At 35.6% G+C, this 15,186-nt stretch carries 20 protein-coding genes and 1 pseudogene; 17 read left to right on the top strand and 4 right to left on the bottom strand.

The window, feature by feature from the left end; translation table 11 throughout:
- Positions 1 to 7 precede the first annotated feature (7 nt).
- The 15 genes and pseudogenes from IHV09_RS09935 to IHV09_RS10005 form a co-directional block, all read left to right on the top strand.
- Positions 8 to 1,225, top strand: coding sequence for a murein hydrolase activator EnvC family protein (locus IHV09_RS09935; RefSeq protein WP_197264393.1), 1,218 nt, complete (start codon positions 8 to 10; stop codon positions 1,223 to 1,225).
- A gap of 134 nt (positions 1,226 to 1,359) precedes the next feature.
- The gene (locus tag IHV09_RS09940; protein WP_197264394.1) at positions 1,360 to 2,820 is read left to right on the top strand and encodes a S41 family peptidase; all 1,461 of its coding nucleotides are present in this window, start codon (positions 1,360 to 1,362) and stop codon (positions 2,818 to 2,820) included.
- 490 nt (positions 2,821 to 3,310) lie between these two features.
- Positions 3,311 to 3,490, top strand: coding sequence for a DUF4083 family protein (locus IHV09_RS09945; protein WP_153237408.1), 180 nt, complete (start codon positions 3,311 to 3,313; stop codon positions 3,488 to 3,490).
- The gene (locus IHV09_RS09950; protein ID WP_197264395.1) at positions 3,487 to 4,686 is read left to right on the top strand and encodes a PDZ domain-containing protein; all 1,200 of its coding nucleotides are present in this window, start codon (positions 3,487 to 3,489) and stop codon (positions 4,684 to 4,686) included. The genes IHV09_RS09945 and IHV09_RS09950 overlap by 4 nt, the downstream gene beginning before the upstream one ends.
- A 290-nt stretch (positions 4,687 to 4,976) precedes the next feature.
- On the top strand, positions 4,977 to 5,405 hold the full coding sequence (locus tag IHV09_RS09955) for a MerR family transcriptional regulator (RefSeq protein ID WP_197264396.1): 429 nt from the start codon (positions 4,977 to 4,979) through the stop codon (positions 5,403 to 5,405).
- Positions 5,392 to 5,883 carry a hypothetical protein gene (locus tag IHV09_RS09960; RefSeq protein WP_197264397.1) on the top strand — a complete coding sequence of 164 codons (492 nt, stop codon included), beginning with the start codon at positions 5,392 to 5,394 and terminating at the stop codon, positions 5,881 to 5,883. The genes IHV09_RS09955 and IHV09_RS09960 overlap by 14 nt, the downstream gene beginning before the upstream one ends.
- 21 nt (positions 5,884 to 5,904) lie before the next feature.
- Entirely contained in the window at positions 5,905 to 6,489 is a 585-nt protein-coding gene (gene clpP, locus IHV09_RS09965) for an ATP-dependent Clp endopeptidase proteolytic subunit ClpP (protein ID WP_197264398.1), read from the top strand.
- A gap of 12 nt (positions 6,490 to 6,501) precedes the next feature.
- Positions 6,502 to 6,663 (top strand): hypothetical protein, encoded by a 162-nt coding sequence (locus IHV09_RS09970; RefSeq protein WP_197264399.1) that lies wholly within the window; start codon positions 6,502 to 6,504, stop codon positions 6,661 to 6,663.
- A 223-nt stretch (positions 6,664 to 6,886) separates the two neighbouring features.
- On the top strand, positions 6,887 to 7,198 hold the full coding sequence (locus IHV09_RS09975; RefSeq protein ID WP_197264400.1) for a hypothetical protein: 312 nt from the start codon (positions 6,887 to 6,889) through the stop codon (positions 7,196 to 7,198).
- A 654-nt stretch (positions 7,199 to 7,852) separates the two neighbouring features.
- Entirely contained in the window at positions 7,853 to 8,242 is a 390-nt protein-coding gene (locus IHV09_RS09980; RefSeq protein WP_197264401.1) for a hypothetical protein, read from the top strand.
- Positions 8,243 to 8,433: 191 nt separating this feature from the next.
- Complete coding sequence (locus IHV09_RS09985) at positions 8,434 to 9,240, top strand: hypothetical protein (protein WP_197264402.1); 807 nt, start codon at positions 8,434 to 8,436, stop codon at positions 9,238 to 9,240.
- 160 nt (positions 9,241 to 9,400) lie between these two features.
- Positions 9,401 to 9,865 (top strand): hypothetical protein, encoded by a 465-nt coding sequence (locus tag IHV09_RS09990; protein WP_197264403.1) that lies wholly within the window; start codon positions 9,401 to 9,403, stop codon positions 9,863 to 9,865.
- Between the two features lie 81 nt (positions 9,866 to 9,946).
- The gene (locus IHV09_RS09995; RefSeq protein WP_231618247.1) at positions 9,947 to 10,183 is read left to right on the top strand and encodes a hypothetical protein; all 237 of its coding nucleotides are present in this window, start codon (positions 9,947 to 9,949) and stop codon (positions 10,181 to 10,183) included.
- Between the two features lie 373 nt (positions 10,184 to 10,556).
- Positions 10,557 to 11,063 carry a DUF2716 domain-containing protein gene (locus IHV09_RS10000; RefSeq protein WP_197264535.1) on the top strand — a complete coding sequence of 169 codons (507 nt, stop codon included), beginning with the start codon at positions 10,557 to 10,559 and terminating at the stop codon, positions 11,061 to 11,063.
- Between the two features lie 140 nt (positions 11,064 to 11,203).
- A pseudogene (locus IHV09_RS10005) lies at positions 11,204 to 11,290 on the top strand (tyrosine-type recombinase/integrase); the annotation flags it as partial.
- 45 nt (positions 11,291 to 11,335) lie between these two features.
- Here the strand turns inward: IHV09_RS10005 and IHV09_RS10010 are convergent.
- Positions 11,336 to 11,767 carry an ASCH domain-containing protein gene (locus IHV09_RS10010; protein ID WP_197264404.1) on the bottom strand — a complete coding sequence of 144 codons (432 nt, stop codon included), beginning with the start codon at positions 11,765 to 11,767 and terminating at the stop codon, positions 11,336 to 11,338.
- Between the two features lie 384 nt (positions 11,768 to 12,151).
- Here IHV09_RS10010 and IHV09_RS10015 point away from each other — a divergent pair, with 384 nt between their 5' ends.
- Positions 12,152 to 12,457, top strand: coding sequence for a GNAT family N-acetyltransferase (locus IHV09_RS10015; protein WP_231618248.1), 306 nt, complete (start codon positions 12,152 to 12,154; stop codon positions 12,455 to 12,457).
- Between the two features lie 60 nt (positions 12,458 to 12,517).
- Here IHV09_RS10015 and IHV09_RS10020 read toward each other — a convergent pair whose 3' ends face one another.
- From IHV09_RS10020 to hxlA, 3 genes are all read right to left on the bottom strand, one after another.
- Entirely contained in the window at positions 12,518 to 13,237 is a 720-nt protein-coding gene (locus IHV09_RS10020; RefSeq protein ID WP_197264405.1) for a 3-ketoacyl-ACP reductase, read from the bottom strand.
- A 113-nt stretch (positions 13,238 to 13,350) separates the two neighbouring features.
- Complete coding sequence (hxlB, locus tag IHV09_RS10025; RefSeq protein WP_197264406.1) at positions 13,351 to 13,908, bottom strand: 6-phospho-3-hexuloisomerase; 558 nt, start codon at positions 13,906 to 13,908, stop codon at positions 13,351 to 13,353.
- 8 nt (positions 13,909 to 13,916) lie between these two features.
- On the bottom strand, positions 13,917 to 14,549 hold the full coding sequence (hxlA, locus tag IHV09_RS10030; RefSeq protein WP_197264407.1) for a 3-hexulose-6-phosphate synthase: 633 nt from the start codon (positions 14,547 to 14,549) through the stop codon (positions 13,917 to 13,919).
- 191 nt (positions 14,550 to 14,740) lie between these two features.
- Here hxlA and IHV09_RS10035 point away from each other — a divergent pair, with 191 nt between their 5' ends.
- On the top strand, positions 14,741 to 15,106 hold the full coding sequence (locus IHV09_RS10035) for a winged helix-turn-helix transcriptional regulator (RefSeq protein WP_197129065.1): 366 nt from the start codon (positions 14,741 to 14,743) through the stop codon (positions 15,104 to 15,106).
- Positions 15,107 to 15,186 lie beyond the last annotated feature (80 nt).

Here is a 15,186-nt window from a genome sequence, read left to right on the forward strand (position 1 = left end):
AAAACGAATGAAAAGGAAAGTGGTTGGTACAGTGCTTTCACTAAGTTTAGCACTGGGCGCCTTTACTATGTATCACTCTGAATCCGTCGTTCACGCGGAATCTTTATCAAGCATCAAGAAAAAACAACAAGAAAATGCAAAGAAAGCGGAGGCTGCAAAATCAAAGCTGGATAAGAACAAAAGCAGCCAAGCAGCGATTGAAGCAGAAGTAGCAAGAATTGATAAGCTTTCTTCTGAAACAGATCTGAAAGTACAAGCCAAACAAACAGATATCAAAGAAACAAAAGAAGAGATCGACGTTTTAAAAGGCGAGATCGCTGTTGTTCAAAAGCGAATCGATAAGCGGGATGCTCTATTAAAAGAACGTGTTAACTCTATGTATGAATCTGGTGGAGCTGTTTCTTACTTAGAAGTTGTTCTTGGTTCCAAAGATTTTGGTGATTTTCTTGACCGCGTTCTAGCATTGAACATGATCGCAGAACAAGATCGTCAGCTTTTAGAAGAACAAAAGAAAGATAAAGAGCTTCTAGAGAAAAAGATGGCGGACGTTGAGAAAAAACTAGTTAACCTACAAAACGCAATGAAAGAACTACAAGTATTGCAACAGCAATTGAAAGCTCAAATGGATGAGAAGACTCGTTTGATGGCTTCTCTTAAGAAAGAAGAAGACTCGTTGCATGCAGAAGCACACAAGATTGAAAACGAAGGTGCACTTCTAAAATCTCAAGAAGAGGCGTTCCGTGCTGAACAAGCTCGTGCAGCTGCACGTGAAAAAGCAGCTCGAGAATCTTCATCTTCAGGTGGATCAGCTCCTTCCATGGGACCTGTTTCAGGTAACGGTATGATCATCAAACCTGCTGCTGGAAGAATTTCTTCTGGATTTGGTAACAGAAGCAGCGGTATGCATGAAGGAATCGACATCGCTCAAGGTGGAACTGTTCCGATCTATGCAGCTGCAGATGGAACAGTAATTAAATCAGAGTACTCATCTTCATACGGAAACGTTGTATACATCTCTCACTCGATCGGTGGGCAACAATGGACTACGGTTTACGCTCACATGAGCAGCCGTGCTGTATCAGGCGGATCCGTTTCAAAAGGGCAGTTCCTAGGCAACATGGGGAACACTGGACATTCATTTGGTCAGCATTTACACTTTGAACTTCACAAAGGACCTTGGAATGCAGGAAAAACAAATGCTGTAAATCCTGCGGCTTACTGGTAAAATAAACACATAAAGTAAACAAGCTATTCATATAGTGAAGTAGGAGACAGGCTGTTGCCTAAAGACTCTTACAATGGAAGGCATCGCACTTTGCAGGGTGTGATGCCTTTTCCTGCAAAAACGAGGTGAGCAGAATGAACGTAAATAAAAAAATGTTGGCCCTGCTGATTGTTCTTTCCTTGCTTGTTGGTGCCGGTGGCATGTATGGTTCGATGGCACTGTTTGGAAACGATTCGAAGTATGTTCAGAACGGTGAAGTAAACGATCTTCCGAAGACCGCAACGAAAGTCGACAACGACGAAGAGTTTGCGAAGCTTCAGAAGACGTATGAGATCATCTCTTCTCGTTATGTAGAAGATGTTGATCGTGACAAACTCCTTGAAGGTGCCATTCAAGGAATGGTCAAAACGTTAAAAGATCCATATTCGGTTTATATGGATGAAGAAACAGCAAGTCAATTCTCACAATCACTCGATTCTTCTTTTGAAGGAATTGGGGCAGAAGTGAGCATGGTAGACGGTAAAGTTACGATCGTCGCACCGTTCAAAGATTCACCTGCTGAAAAAGCAGGACTCAAGCCAAACGATCAAATCATCACGATTGACGGTAAAAGTGTTGAAGGACTCGATCTCTATAAAGCCGTATTAAAAATCCGCGGTGAAAAAGGCTCTGTCGTAACACTTGGTGTAAAACGTACAGGCGTTAACGATGTAATGCCAGTCAAAGTTACACGTGATGAGATTCCGATCGAGACGGTTTACTCTGATATTGAAGAAGTAAAAGGTAAGAAAATCGGTGTACTTGAAATCACATCTTTCTCAGAAAAAACGGGAGCTGATTTCAAGAAACAGCTAACAGAGTTAGAAAAAGAAAAGATTGATGGTCTAGTTATTGACGTTCGTGGTAATCCAGGAGGCTATCTAGAAGCAGTTGACAGCATTCTTCGTCAGATCATTCCTGAGAAAAAGCCATTCGTTCAGATCGAAGACCGTAAAGGAAATAAAGAACGTTATGTTTCTACGTTAAAAGAAAAGAAAGATTATCCGATCATCGGTTTGATCGACAAAGGTAGTGCATCAGCGTCTGAAATTTTAGCTGCTGCTCTAAAAGAAGCAGGAAACTATGATCTTGTTGGTGAGAAGTCGTTCGGTAAAGGGACTGTTCAGCAATCGATCGATCTTGGTGATGGGTCGAACATCAAGCTTACACTGTTTAAGTGGCTTACACCGGATGGAAACTGGATTCACAAAAAAGGGGTAAAGCCTACTTTTGAAGTGAAGCAGCCAGACTACTTCTACACAAACCCGATCACAGTTGAGAAGAAAGCGTTAGAGTTTGATATGAACAACGAGCAAGTGAAGAACGCTCAAGTGATGTTGAACGGTTTAGGGTTCCAGACGGGTAGAGAAGATGGATACTTTGATGAAAAGACGCAAGCTGCTGTAACTGCGTTCCAGCGTGCGAACGACTTACCAGCAACAGGGAAAGTAGATACGAAGACAGCTGGTAAGATGGAGTCAAAAGTGATCGATTCAATCCGTGATGATAAGAACGATGTTCAGCGTAAAACGGCGATTGAATTGCTTGCAAAATAAGGGATTATGGCAGGAAAAAACAACTGAAACACGAATACTATCCGTAGAGGAAATTATTCTCTACGGAATTTTTTTGTGTAGTGCTACGATGACTTCAAAGAGGTTGATTTGCGCTCCAGGTTGCTCGCTTTCCGCGGGGCAGGCGGTGAGCCACATTCGTACGTTTCACGTATAAGTGTCTCACCTGTCAAGTTGCAGTGGCTAGCTCCTCGAGGTCAAAAGTTAAATGGCTCAGAAGGCAAAGTGCGCCTTCAAATCCATTCAACTTTTGCTAGTCGGAGCTGAACGAGCCACTTCCACTCTTCGGACTGCCGGCCTGTCCCGCAGGAGTCTCGCACCTTGCGCTCCAATCAACTATTCAGAGAAGTCTTAACAAAAAACAAAAAACAAATAAAACCCTGAATAGTTTCTATGGTGAGTATCAAATTAAACAGAAAATCAAATGATTTAAAAGATAAAATCCTTTGTCATGCTTAAAGGGGTAGACAATATGCAGTCATTGAATGTTGGAGATGTGCTTTATCAGCTGGTAATGTTTTTAATTCTGATTGCCATCATCGTTGGAGTTGGTTTATTAGTGAAGCGAGCTGTGAGTACGGATAGAAGATTGAAACGTATTGAAGAAAAAGTGGATGAATTGAAAGATGAGAAAGGAAGAGACCGCACATGACAGACACCTTTGTGAAAGAATTACTTCAGGGCATGCTGCTGCTTTTTTTACACCCGCTTTTTTACGGTTTTATTCTTGTTGCTTTCTTAATTGGATTAAAACGTGTGAAACGAGAGAGAAAAGAATTTAAAGTGCGCGTGCATCCCGTCATTGATAATTTAATATTTTCATTGTTGCCAGGCATTCTGATCGGACTCATCGGTTCTGTAATCTTTGTGGCTGCTGGTGTCACATTGCCGCTTGGGATGATTGCTTTAATCGGTGTCGTGTATGTGGCTTTAGGCTTAACGTTTAAAACAAGGTTTATGAATCCTGCATACGCTGTGAGTTTAGCGGCAGTTGTTGGTTTGTTGCTTCCAAAATTTCAACTCGGAATTTCTTTTCTAGATCGTTGGATTGTAGATGTTCAAAAAACGCCACTTGATTCATTAGCAGTCGTTATTGGTGTTCTTTTGATTCAAGAAGGGATACTGGTCATATGGAAAGGTGCAGATCGCACTTCTCCTCGGCTGTTCAAAGGAAAACGAGGACATTATATTGGTGCACATGAAGCTACGAGATTTTGGATTGTTCCTCAGTTTTTAGTTTTACCTGTAGGCTCAATTCCTGTTTTAGATTGGTGGCCTTTGTTTCCGATGGGTGCGGTAGGATTCTCATTCTTCCTCGTACCGTTTGCCATCGGATATCGCCAGCTAGTTACACATACACTGCCGGAAGAAGCGATTAAACATCTAGGCAGACAAGTTTTGATTTTAGGATTTATTGTAACAGGCATTGCAGCAGTAGGTCATTTTTATAATTTGCCGCTCCTAATTGCTATAGCTATCGCAGCCGGTCTTGCAGGACGAGAACTCATTACACTCGTAACGAGCCAACGTGATGATACGCGACCATCACACTTTGTACCAAGAGATCAAGGAGTTATGATCCTTTCAGTAGTACCAGGGACACCCGCTGCAAAGATGGGATTAAAGATTGGCGAAGTCATTGTAAAAGTAAATGGAGTCACACTTTCTCACGAATCAAGTTTGTACCGAGCCCTTCAAATCAACGCTGCATACTGCAAGCTAGAAGTTCTTAATTTAGATGGCGAGATTCGATTCGTTCAAGGGTCACTCTATCAAAACGAACACCACCAACTAGGTGTACTCCTTGTTCATGATGTAGTAGATCGGAACGCTGCTGTTGGGGATTGATGTATTTTTCATAATTAAACGGAGTCTGTTCAAAATTCGCCGGAATGATTATTCATAATTTATCGGAATCAAATAAATTTTATTTAAAAGGCTCATTTAATATGAGTCTTTTTTTATTCCTGTTATTCAACAAACGGGCCAGATTGTTGAATAAGAATAGTTAGTTAGAAAGCAGAATTTGAATCTTTTTTTATATCCAGTTGTTGACATTTTTATATAGTTACAGTAAGATGTAATTAATACACTAACTGTTAATAATACACTGAAATGTATAAGGAAAGGATGATATTATGGCAAACTATACTGCAAAGGAACTTGCCGAATTACTTCAAGAAGAAGACAAAAGTATAAATCTCCGCACAATTCGCTATTACACACAAATAGGGATGTTGCCACCATTAGAACTCGTTGGAAACAAAAGGGTATATATAGATACACATCTACATTACTTACGAGCTATAAGAACACTTTCAAAGACAGGAATTAGTTTAAAAGAAATACAAGAAAGATTAACTAATTTGTCAATAGGAGAGATACAAGAGATCGGAAAGAAAATAGGTTTTTTAGAATCTTCCAATGTACTGAACCATGAGACCCATAAAATCACTGAAGATGCTTATATAACAATAAGCAAGAATATTTCAGTAGAAACCAAACAAAAAGTTATTCATTCCATTACAAATATCTTGAGTGGAGAAAAACAAAATGATAAACATTGAATTGGAAAAGCCAGTTATGGAACATGAAGAAGGCATAAATCACCTATTAATTCAGGTGCATATTCCTGAAAGAAAAGAAATTATGATAGATATTGAGCTGCCAGAAGGTATGTATCGGGAGACCAATTTAAATGGTTATTACGAAGATTATAACAATCTCATTTACTTATATGGTGAACGAGATGTGATCAGTTTAGCGATTGAGCTTTATACAGAGAACCCGATAGATGTTGGTGAGAAAATAATAAAAATCAGTTGTAAGCCTTCAGACAATCAATTTGTAGAATACAAAATTCCAATTAAAATTACAGATTCCTACCTTGATGATTATGAGATAAACGAACAAGTAACAAATAAAATTAAAGAACTTTGCTCGATAAAAACAAACAATAATGAATTTACAAGTTATAAGCCAATTACCTATAGTCATAGATCTACAGTTTCTTCACTAGAAAGAAAATATCGAATCGATTATTAATCTTCAAGGAGGAGGAAATTAATGAATTTAATCCCTTATGTTGTAGAACAAACAAATAAAGGTGAGCGAACATATGACATTTATTCAAGACTTCTTCAAGATCGTATTATTTTTTTAACAGGAGAAATTACTGACTCTTTAGCAAATACAATTATTGCGCAACTTCTTTTCTTAGAAGCTGATGATCCTAATAAAGACATCAGCATCTATATTAATTCCCCAGGAGGCTCCATTTCCGCTGGAATGGGTATATACGACGCAATGCAATATGTTAAACCAGATGTTAGTACATTATGTATTGGGTTGGCTGCTTCAATGGGAGCTTTTTTACTTTCTAGTGGAACTAAAGGAAAACGTATCGTACTACCTCATAGTGAAGTTATGATTCATCAACCTTTAGGTGCTGCACAAGGGCAAGCTAGCGATATTGAAATCAGTGCAAAGCGGATCATTCGACATAGAATAAAGCTTAATGAAATACTTTCTTCTCAAACAGGGCAACCTCTAGAACGGATAGAATTGGATACAGAGAGAGATTATTTCTTGAAGGCTAAAGAAGCTGTTGAATACGGATTGGTTGATAAAATAGTAGCAAAACAACCATAAGGGGGGATTGTTTTGGATAAAGAGCTTTCTTTTCAGGTCGAATATAAATGTCCTCAAGGTGTTACTTATTATCGTAACGTTAAAGCAAAGACAATAGCAGAAGCTAAAAATATAATCCAATCTACGAATTCGAATGTGAAAATATTCGCTGTAACTTGTATAGAAGAAGATTAAATCCATTAAGCTGCCTATGAGCAGCTTTTATTAATCTAATATAACTTCCACGATCGGGTGCGTTAATTCAAGAAGGATTAACGCACTTTTAAATGAACTTATTTAACAAACGTTGCAGGATTGTTGAATAAGAGTATTCTTAAGAATAATGAGGAACATAATACACTTTACTAAATTATGGTAAAATGTATTAAGATGAATTTTCCTGAGGAGGCTGAGTTTTTTGGTTAATTTGAAGATGTATATTTCCACTATAATTGAGATACTTGTCTTTTTATTAATTGGATTCTTTCTTACTGAGAATGTTTTAAGAAATGTTTATGAAAATGTAGGCATTGCTTATTTAGGAAATGTAGGCATTGTGTGGTTCGGATTATCTTTTTTCTTGTTCTGTATATTCACTTTGATTTGCTATTCTTTTTTAGGTAAAAAGAGTCCTATGTTAAAAGACCGCATTACTTCACTTACTTTTTGGATTGTATTTGTTGCATCTGCATATGCAGTTTTTATCCCTTTTGCAAAAGGAGAAATTTAATAAACAATAAGTAGATGATTATAAAAGTAACAAAATGACGTTTTACTAAACAATCGGGTGCATTTCTGTAAAAAGAAATGCCTTTTATTATGTTAAAAATGATAAATTCAAATGATACGGAAAAACACTTACTTGTGACCATGTATTTATTTATTTTGACGGGAAAGGGAATTGGAGGCGGAGATTAGGGAAACAGATGAGGTATTTATAATATTGCTTCCGATTATTATAATTCTAATATTTATTACAGGAATATGCCTATTAGGTAATGGGATTTTCCTTATTTTTAAAAAGGTTAATAAAGAAGAAGGACTAATTAAAAAGTTAGAAGCTTTAGTTGCAATTATTCTCGGATTACATTTAGATCCATTTAGTAGAATTTCAGTAGCAATTCTATTAGGTGGCTTACTAAGCCTATCTTCGTTCTTTTTTATTTTGAATATGTTTGGATATATTCACATGGAATAGGGCTATGAATTAATAGCTTTTAATTAGGAATTTTATGAATGAAGTGGTTTTACCATATTCAACAAACGGGTGATATAATCTAATTTCGGCTGCCAAAATGGGTGTCTTTTCATTTTTTGATTAAGTACATACAAAAACAGGTAATAAACGTTAAAATAGGAATAGAACAATTTAAGGAGATTTAAAATGAAGAATGTACCTGGAGGAAATAAGATAGTGGCAACATTTTGTGCCACTCTATTTGTCAGTATCATTTTATTGATAGTTATTTTTTTCGAAGGGGAGACACTAGGTCCAGAAATTATAGGTTCTTTTATTATATTTTTCTTATATGCCGGTTTTATTATCTTGGTCTTTGGCAGTTATGTATCCTATTGTTTAGAGTTTTTGTTGAAAAAGTGGGGGGATTACACGAATCTCAGTTTATTGATGTATATACTACTCCATGGTTTATTTGGTTCTTTAATAGGGATAATTTATAAAGCAGTTGATCTTGCCATAATAGGATTCTTCGCTGCTATTGTTTATGGAATTGTTGATGTTAGGATTGGCTTTAAGTATATTAAAGAACAATAACTTCACTGAATTATAATTGTCTTTTCTTCAACAAAATCGGTTGTGCTAATCCAAGAAGGATTAACTCTTTTTTTATGGAACATATTAAACAAATGTGAAGAATTGCGGTGTAAAGATTGAAATACTTGAGAATTTGAAGTGAATAATAAGAATTTTATCAGCATGAAAAAAATTAAGAATTAGGAGGAAAAATGCTTTCAATTAACACTTTACCTAAACATATAAAAACCTCATTAGATAAATTTAATGTTAAGAATGAAAAACCGGATGTATTTCCTTCTATCTTCTATATTAGGGGTAACAAATATTATTATTTTACTTTTGCCCCATCCGAAGATGAATTAATTATGTTAGATGACGGCACGATACCTTCTCTTAAAGATATACACTATGTCGCTTTATTAGTAAACAGTTACAATAGTGCAGTAAATAGCATTGCTTTTATAGGATATAAATGGGTTAAATCTAAAACTAAAAAAAATTATTTGAAATTATATAGGCTGTTGCAAGAAGTAAAAGATGAGTTTAGTAAAATTAACACTTCAGCAGAAATAAATCAGTCTCTTATTAAATTCATTGAAACAACAGAATCAATTGTTAAAGATCAAGAAAACATTGAAAAAGCAGTTGAAGCTGGAACAAAAAAAGTACAAGAAACAAGTAAAGCTGTAAAAGTTACTGAAATTGATTATGTAGAGTTACGTAATATAAATCTTCAAATGGTCAGAGCAGCCCATCAACAAAATACCATCCAGTTAGAATCTGAACAAGCTAGAAAAGAGGTTTTTAATTACTTAGATAATCAGTCTCTTCTCTCTAATTTAAAGTTGAGTTATTTAAAAATGAAATTGCAACCATATCGAAAACTAATGCTGAGTAGTGAATCTGAACAGGCTAAAGAAGTCCGTGAAATGCATTATGTAATGGAGGATGATGTTCCATTGGAAGAAAACCCTCTTGTACCTGAAGCTTTAGCACGATTTAAAAATCCGATATAATTGATATATTTAGATTAAGTATAGATATATTTCCACTTTTGCTTTTCTATTTATTAGCGATATGGCTTCCAACAAATCAGAATGGTTATATTCCGCAATGGGGGGCATTTCTCGAGAAGGAAATGCAATTTTTATAATTTAGATATTTAAAGGAGATAAAATGCCTCTGTATTTATTAGAACCAGAAGTAGCGGGCGGGCTGGGTGAAAGAACAACCTATTATAATGAAACATATAAAAATGGGATAAAGTTAATATCTTATTTAAATTATGAATTCGAAGGTTGGTTAGGAGATGAATTGCTAGAATCAACTCCTAGTTTTATAGTTACTCAAGAGCTTGCAAATTCAATTCAATATAGTCAGTTAAATGGTTATATATTTGAAGAAGTTGAAATAACTAAATCAGATTTATTTCAAGAACTTTATCCTAACAAGATTCTTCCAAATTTCAAGCGTTTTATTCCAAAAGGTAAAGTCTCTATAAATAATGATACATATAATAATTGGTCACAAGAAGACTTCTGTTTATCTCAGAATTTAGAATTAGTTGTTTCTCCTCAAGCTTTAAAAGTTTTAAACTTACATGTCTTAAAGCATTGTAATGTAATTAAACTAAAAAAATAATTCATTCAACAATCGGGTGCATTTCTTCAAGAAGTAGAAATAACTTTGTATGAATAGTGACTGGAAAGAGGGATGTTTATTATGAAATTCTGGATTTCAATAATAGCAGGGTTAGTGATTGGAGTCATCCTTTCTTACTTCTTCCTTGATTATAATGGGTTGACTATAAATGAATCTGGTAAAAACGGAGAAATTATTAAAACAACGAACGAATTAGATTTTAATTTAATTTCCAATAGCTTTTTGATTGTATTATCTGTGTCGATTTTGATCTATGTAATTTGGACATTGGTTGAAAGAAAGGAAAAAGAGCTTTAAAACACTTATTCAACAATCGGGTGCGATTGTTGGATAGATTTAAAAAGAAAGTGAGAGGTTTTTTGTATGAAAATGAAAAGAAAAACTTATTTAGCTCCAGTAATCATCCTATCGTTACTTATAATAGGTATCGTTTTAAATGTTAACTCATTTGATCACGCAAAGAGTGCTTGTATAAACAACGGTATGATACCTGATATTCAGAAAGACTTTCTAGCCTTCAATTGGTCCGTTTCTTGTCAGTAGCAAATCACTGTCTTGTTCCATTAAAAGTGCTTTTCTTCAAGAAGGAGAAGTGCTCTTTGTATTGAATTTAAGGGCATAAATGGTATTGCTAACCTTATTGATGAGCAGTGTTTTGGGGGGATCAAACATTAATAATTGGATTGAACTTAGTAAATCAGAAGAAAAAGCAGTATGGCGAAAGGTTTATAAAGATTTTAAATTCAAACCTAGTATTACTAAATTTCCATCTTTTAAACTACCAAGCCCATTCATTACATACGATATTTCAGTTTATAGTAATTGGTCAGGAGATTTTAAAGAATTTAATGAGATTTATAAAGACCTTGAAGAGAAATCATTGTTTGCATTTAAAGAATTAACGAATAATGATAAATATTTTTATGCATTAGATTGGCAACACCATTCATACTGGGTCAATCCCTTTTTAGAGTTTCCAAAAGACGAAGAATTTGATGAGTGGATAATACCTATTTTTCCTGATGGGGATTATTACTTCTTTATACAAAAGGAATTCAACTGGGGATTGTTAGGTCATCCCTGGGAACAGACCATAACTATATTTGGTGAGGAACTTATCCAATCGTTTAAAAAACATAATCCTAGAATGTTTAATACTATTTTACGGATAGGTTAATCTTACCATCTGAGCTAGCTAGTCAAGGGTAGCATTCCTAATGAGTTATTCCACAATCGGGTGCATTCCTGAAATAATTAATAAATCTATCTGATGAAAATGTAAAAAAACAGTATATATTAACTTTTCATCTATAAGACCACCAATTACGTTATAGCTACGCTACTAATATGATCAATAATGAAGCACCTCTTTTATTGATACAGAGTTTATTAGGGCATGAGAAATAAAAAGGGGCTGATTTCTGCGCATCGATACCAATGTATCAGCTCCTATAAAATTAAATCATGCTCCCATAATCCTAGCTTTCCCTTAGCTGGAATGAACTCATCCAACATCTGCATGTCTTTAACTACCCAAGCATAACCTCCCACTATAAAGTCACCCATAAAATAGTCATTCCCTGATACGATTCGACCATCCTCCAGAATGGCCCATGTCTCATTGTTTTCATTTACCTTCAAACAATCTACAAGTTTGCATACAGCAATGATCTGGCCAGTTGGAAGATTCTCTGGTGTGTATCCATGCTTACCAAGCAAAGACTTTATGGCTATATGATTTACGACGTCTTTATCAATTTTTTTACTTGTGTGAATGGCAAGTGGCCCCCGATAATTCGTTCTCCATGACCTTGTTTCATATGTTGCCTCTCTAAGGATAAAAAGGCTTGCCCATGGCTGGATCATTGATAAAACCTTCATTTCTGACACTCTCCAACCTGAAGAAGTTTATTTTGATAATAGAGTGTCCCTGCAAAGGAATATTATGAGCAAAAGGCAGAATATCAGTTCACGGAGATCCATTTTATGAGGTATGAGTCATGACCAGTAATCATTATTATCATGTATTAATAAGGGAACTATTTTTGTAGGGTTTTACAAACACACTGGATGTGATTAGGCATGAACTTACACATGGAGTGACTTAGTTCACAAGCAGGCTAGAATATGAAAAGCAGCCTGGGGCTATGTGATCAGCACTCTTATGTCTGTACGAAAAATGGAAGAGCAACCTAATAAGTAGCTGTTCCTTTTTGCAGTTAGCTCCTTCATTATTCAATAATCACCGAAACTCTGAGTACGTATTTGCATACTCAGGGAGTGTTTAATGAAGAAGGGGTCCTTGTTGCTATTGGTGGATTAAATAAAGATCCATTTTCAAACGAACAATCTATTGGTAGGGTGAGAAGGTTTTATGTTAGTAAAAAGTATAGGAGAAACGGTATAGGAAAGCTTTTGATAAAAAAAATAATTGACGAAGCAAAAAGAGATTATAAAATTTTGGTGCTTCATACAGATACGGAACAGGCTGGTAAATTTTATACTTCTTTAGGATTTTCAAATGAAAGCCTTTATCCAAATTCAAGTCACTTTATAGAACTTAAAAGTTAACGTGTATTAAGCGTATTTTGTACGAACTAAAGAAGCAGACCCAACTGGATCTGCTTTGTTTTATGATGGATTTGTTGACCATAATCCAGCTGTTTTGACAAATACTCTTGGATTAAATTTCAAACTAGCCACGACTAATTCTGCAAGGTCTTCTGGGTGCATCACGTTTTCTTCATTGCCTTTAACAAGATTTGTATCAATGGCTAAATCTGTAACGACCGTACTTGGTGTTAAAGCAGTAACACGGACATTATGTTTTCTTACTTCTAGCATAAGTGATTCTGTTAGCCCTAAAACAGCGAATTTAGAAGCACTGTAAGCACTTGTAACAGGAGCACCTTTTTGGCCAGCAGAAGAAGAGATATTAATGATATCTCCTGATTTTCTTTCGATCATATCTGGTAATACTGCTCTTGTTACATTATACACACCCATTAAATTGACTTGGATGATTTTTTCCCATTCTTCTGGTGTTAGATCAAGGAACCCACCAAATTTAGCAACACCAGCATTGTTGATTAGGATATCAATTTGGCCTAAGTCTGATTTGATATGTTCAATAGCATGGGTAACGGATTCAAGGTCCGTCACATCTGCTGTTGCAGCAGAAACCTTTATATCAAATTGTGCTAGTTCAGCAGTTACCTTTTCTAGATTAGACATATTTAAGCCGATTAGGCCTAAATGAACGCCTTCTTTTGCCAAGGCGATAGCAGTAGCACGCCCAATGCCTCTTCCTGCGCCAGTAACTATTGCATTTTTTCCATTTAAAGAAATCATTCTATCACTCCTAGAATTATTACTAATTGAAGTAGAACATACTAACAGAAAGACCACAATCTTGCATGGAAACAGCTTGTGGTCTTCCTATTTAGAACTCATGGAATAATTGTTTATTCTAAGTTGGCGTGTTTACCGTACATTTTATTGGTATCCAGACCTTTTTTCTCCATAAACCGAAGAATCACAGCGTCGTAAAATAGTAAAAGTGTTTGCTCAAATAATGAGCCCATTGGTTGAATCGTCTTAAAATCACTCTCCGACTGATTTTTAGGTGAGCCAGGCAACTTAATTGTGATATCCGCTAATTGTCCGATAGTGGACTCAGGGAAAATGGTTACAGCTGCAATCGTCCCACCGATGCTTTTTGCCTTCTCAGCCATGGAAACTAAACCTTTCGTTTCTCCTGAGCCTGATCCAATGATTAAGATATCGTCTTTTTCAAAGTTAGGGGTTACTGTTTCGCCAATCACATAGGCATCTATACCCATGTGCATCATTCTCATGGTGAATGATTTGGCCATAAATCCAGATCTACCTGCGCCTGCAACAAAGATTTTTTTTGATTCAAGAATCCCATTAACTAATTTTTCAGTTTCATCATTCGAAATTAAATCTACGGAGCGATTTAACTCTTTTATGATTTCAGCTAGGTATTGAGTTGTATTCATGAACTGAATTACCCTTGATTAATCATTTGTTGCATTTTAGCAGCAACAGCTTTTTTATCAGCTTGTCCAGTAATCCCGCCACCTACAATGACAAGGTCTGGTTGTACTTTGATGACTTCTGGAAGTGTGTCTAACTTAATACCACCTGCGATTGCAGTTTTAGCATTTTTTACAACACTTTTGATTGTTTGTAAATCTTCAAAAGAGTTCTTTCCAACTGCTTGAAGATCGTAGCCAGTATGAACACAAATATAATCAACGCCAAGTTCATCTAGTTCTTTTGCACGGGCTGCAATATCCTTAACAGCGATCATATCAGCAAGGATTTGTTTCCCTTGTTTTTTAGCTTCTTCTACTGCACCTTTAATTGACTCGTCTTCTGCAGTTCCAAGAATCGTAATGATGTCAGCACCTGCAGCAGATGCTTGACTGACTTCATATCCAGCTGCATCCATAATTTTCAAATCAGCTAATACGGTTAAGTTAGGAAATGCAGCTTTTACTTCTTTTACTGCTTTAAGACCTTCATTAATCACCACAGGTGTACCAATTTCTACAACATCAATATGATCTTCTACCTCTTTCACTAATTCAATTGCTCCCGGAATATCGACAAGATCTAATGCTAATTGTAATTTCATTTATATTTTCTCTCCTTATAGATAATTTTATTTTGTTGCGCTGAGTGGCTGGGTGTAAATGTTAATATTCATTTACTTACTAGCATGCTGTTTAGTATACTCAGTATGTAAATAAATTTAAAGTACGCACTTTTTCCGCATATAGTTACAAAAAGTATACTATTGGATGAAATAAAGGAGAATGAATGTAGATGCCTAATTTAGGAGATAAGGACTTTAACTGTGAAAAAGAATTAACTCTTGCAGTAATAGGTGGTAAATGGAAAATGTTGATTTTGTGGCACCTAGGCAAGGAAGGAACGAAAAGATTTGGAGAATTAAAGGCCATTATGCCAGGAATTACTCAGAGGATGCTTGTAAACCAATTGCGAGAACTGGAAGATCATTTAATCGTACATCGAGAAGTTTATCCTGTAGTTCCACCAAAAGTGGAATACTCCCTTACTGAGAATGGAAAAAGACTTTTACCAATCTTAGACGCTATGTATGAATGGGGTAAAGATTATATTGAGAATGTATTGGAAAAGGAAACTGATGATCCATCAGCAGTTAAATAGAAATAAACTTTTCAGAATAGTAACTTACCACGGGTTAGTCATTTTAACCGTGGTTTTTTTATTACTGTTTTATATACAGA

It is taken from the genome of Fictibacillus sp. 23RED33 (genome assembly GCF_015903925.1).
In the GTDB taxonomy this organism is placed as follows: Bacteria; Bacillota; Bacilli; order Bacillales; family Fictibacillaceae; genus Fictibacillus; species Fictibacillus phosphorivorans.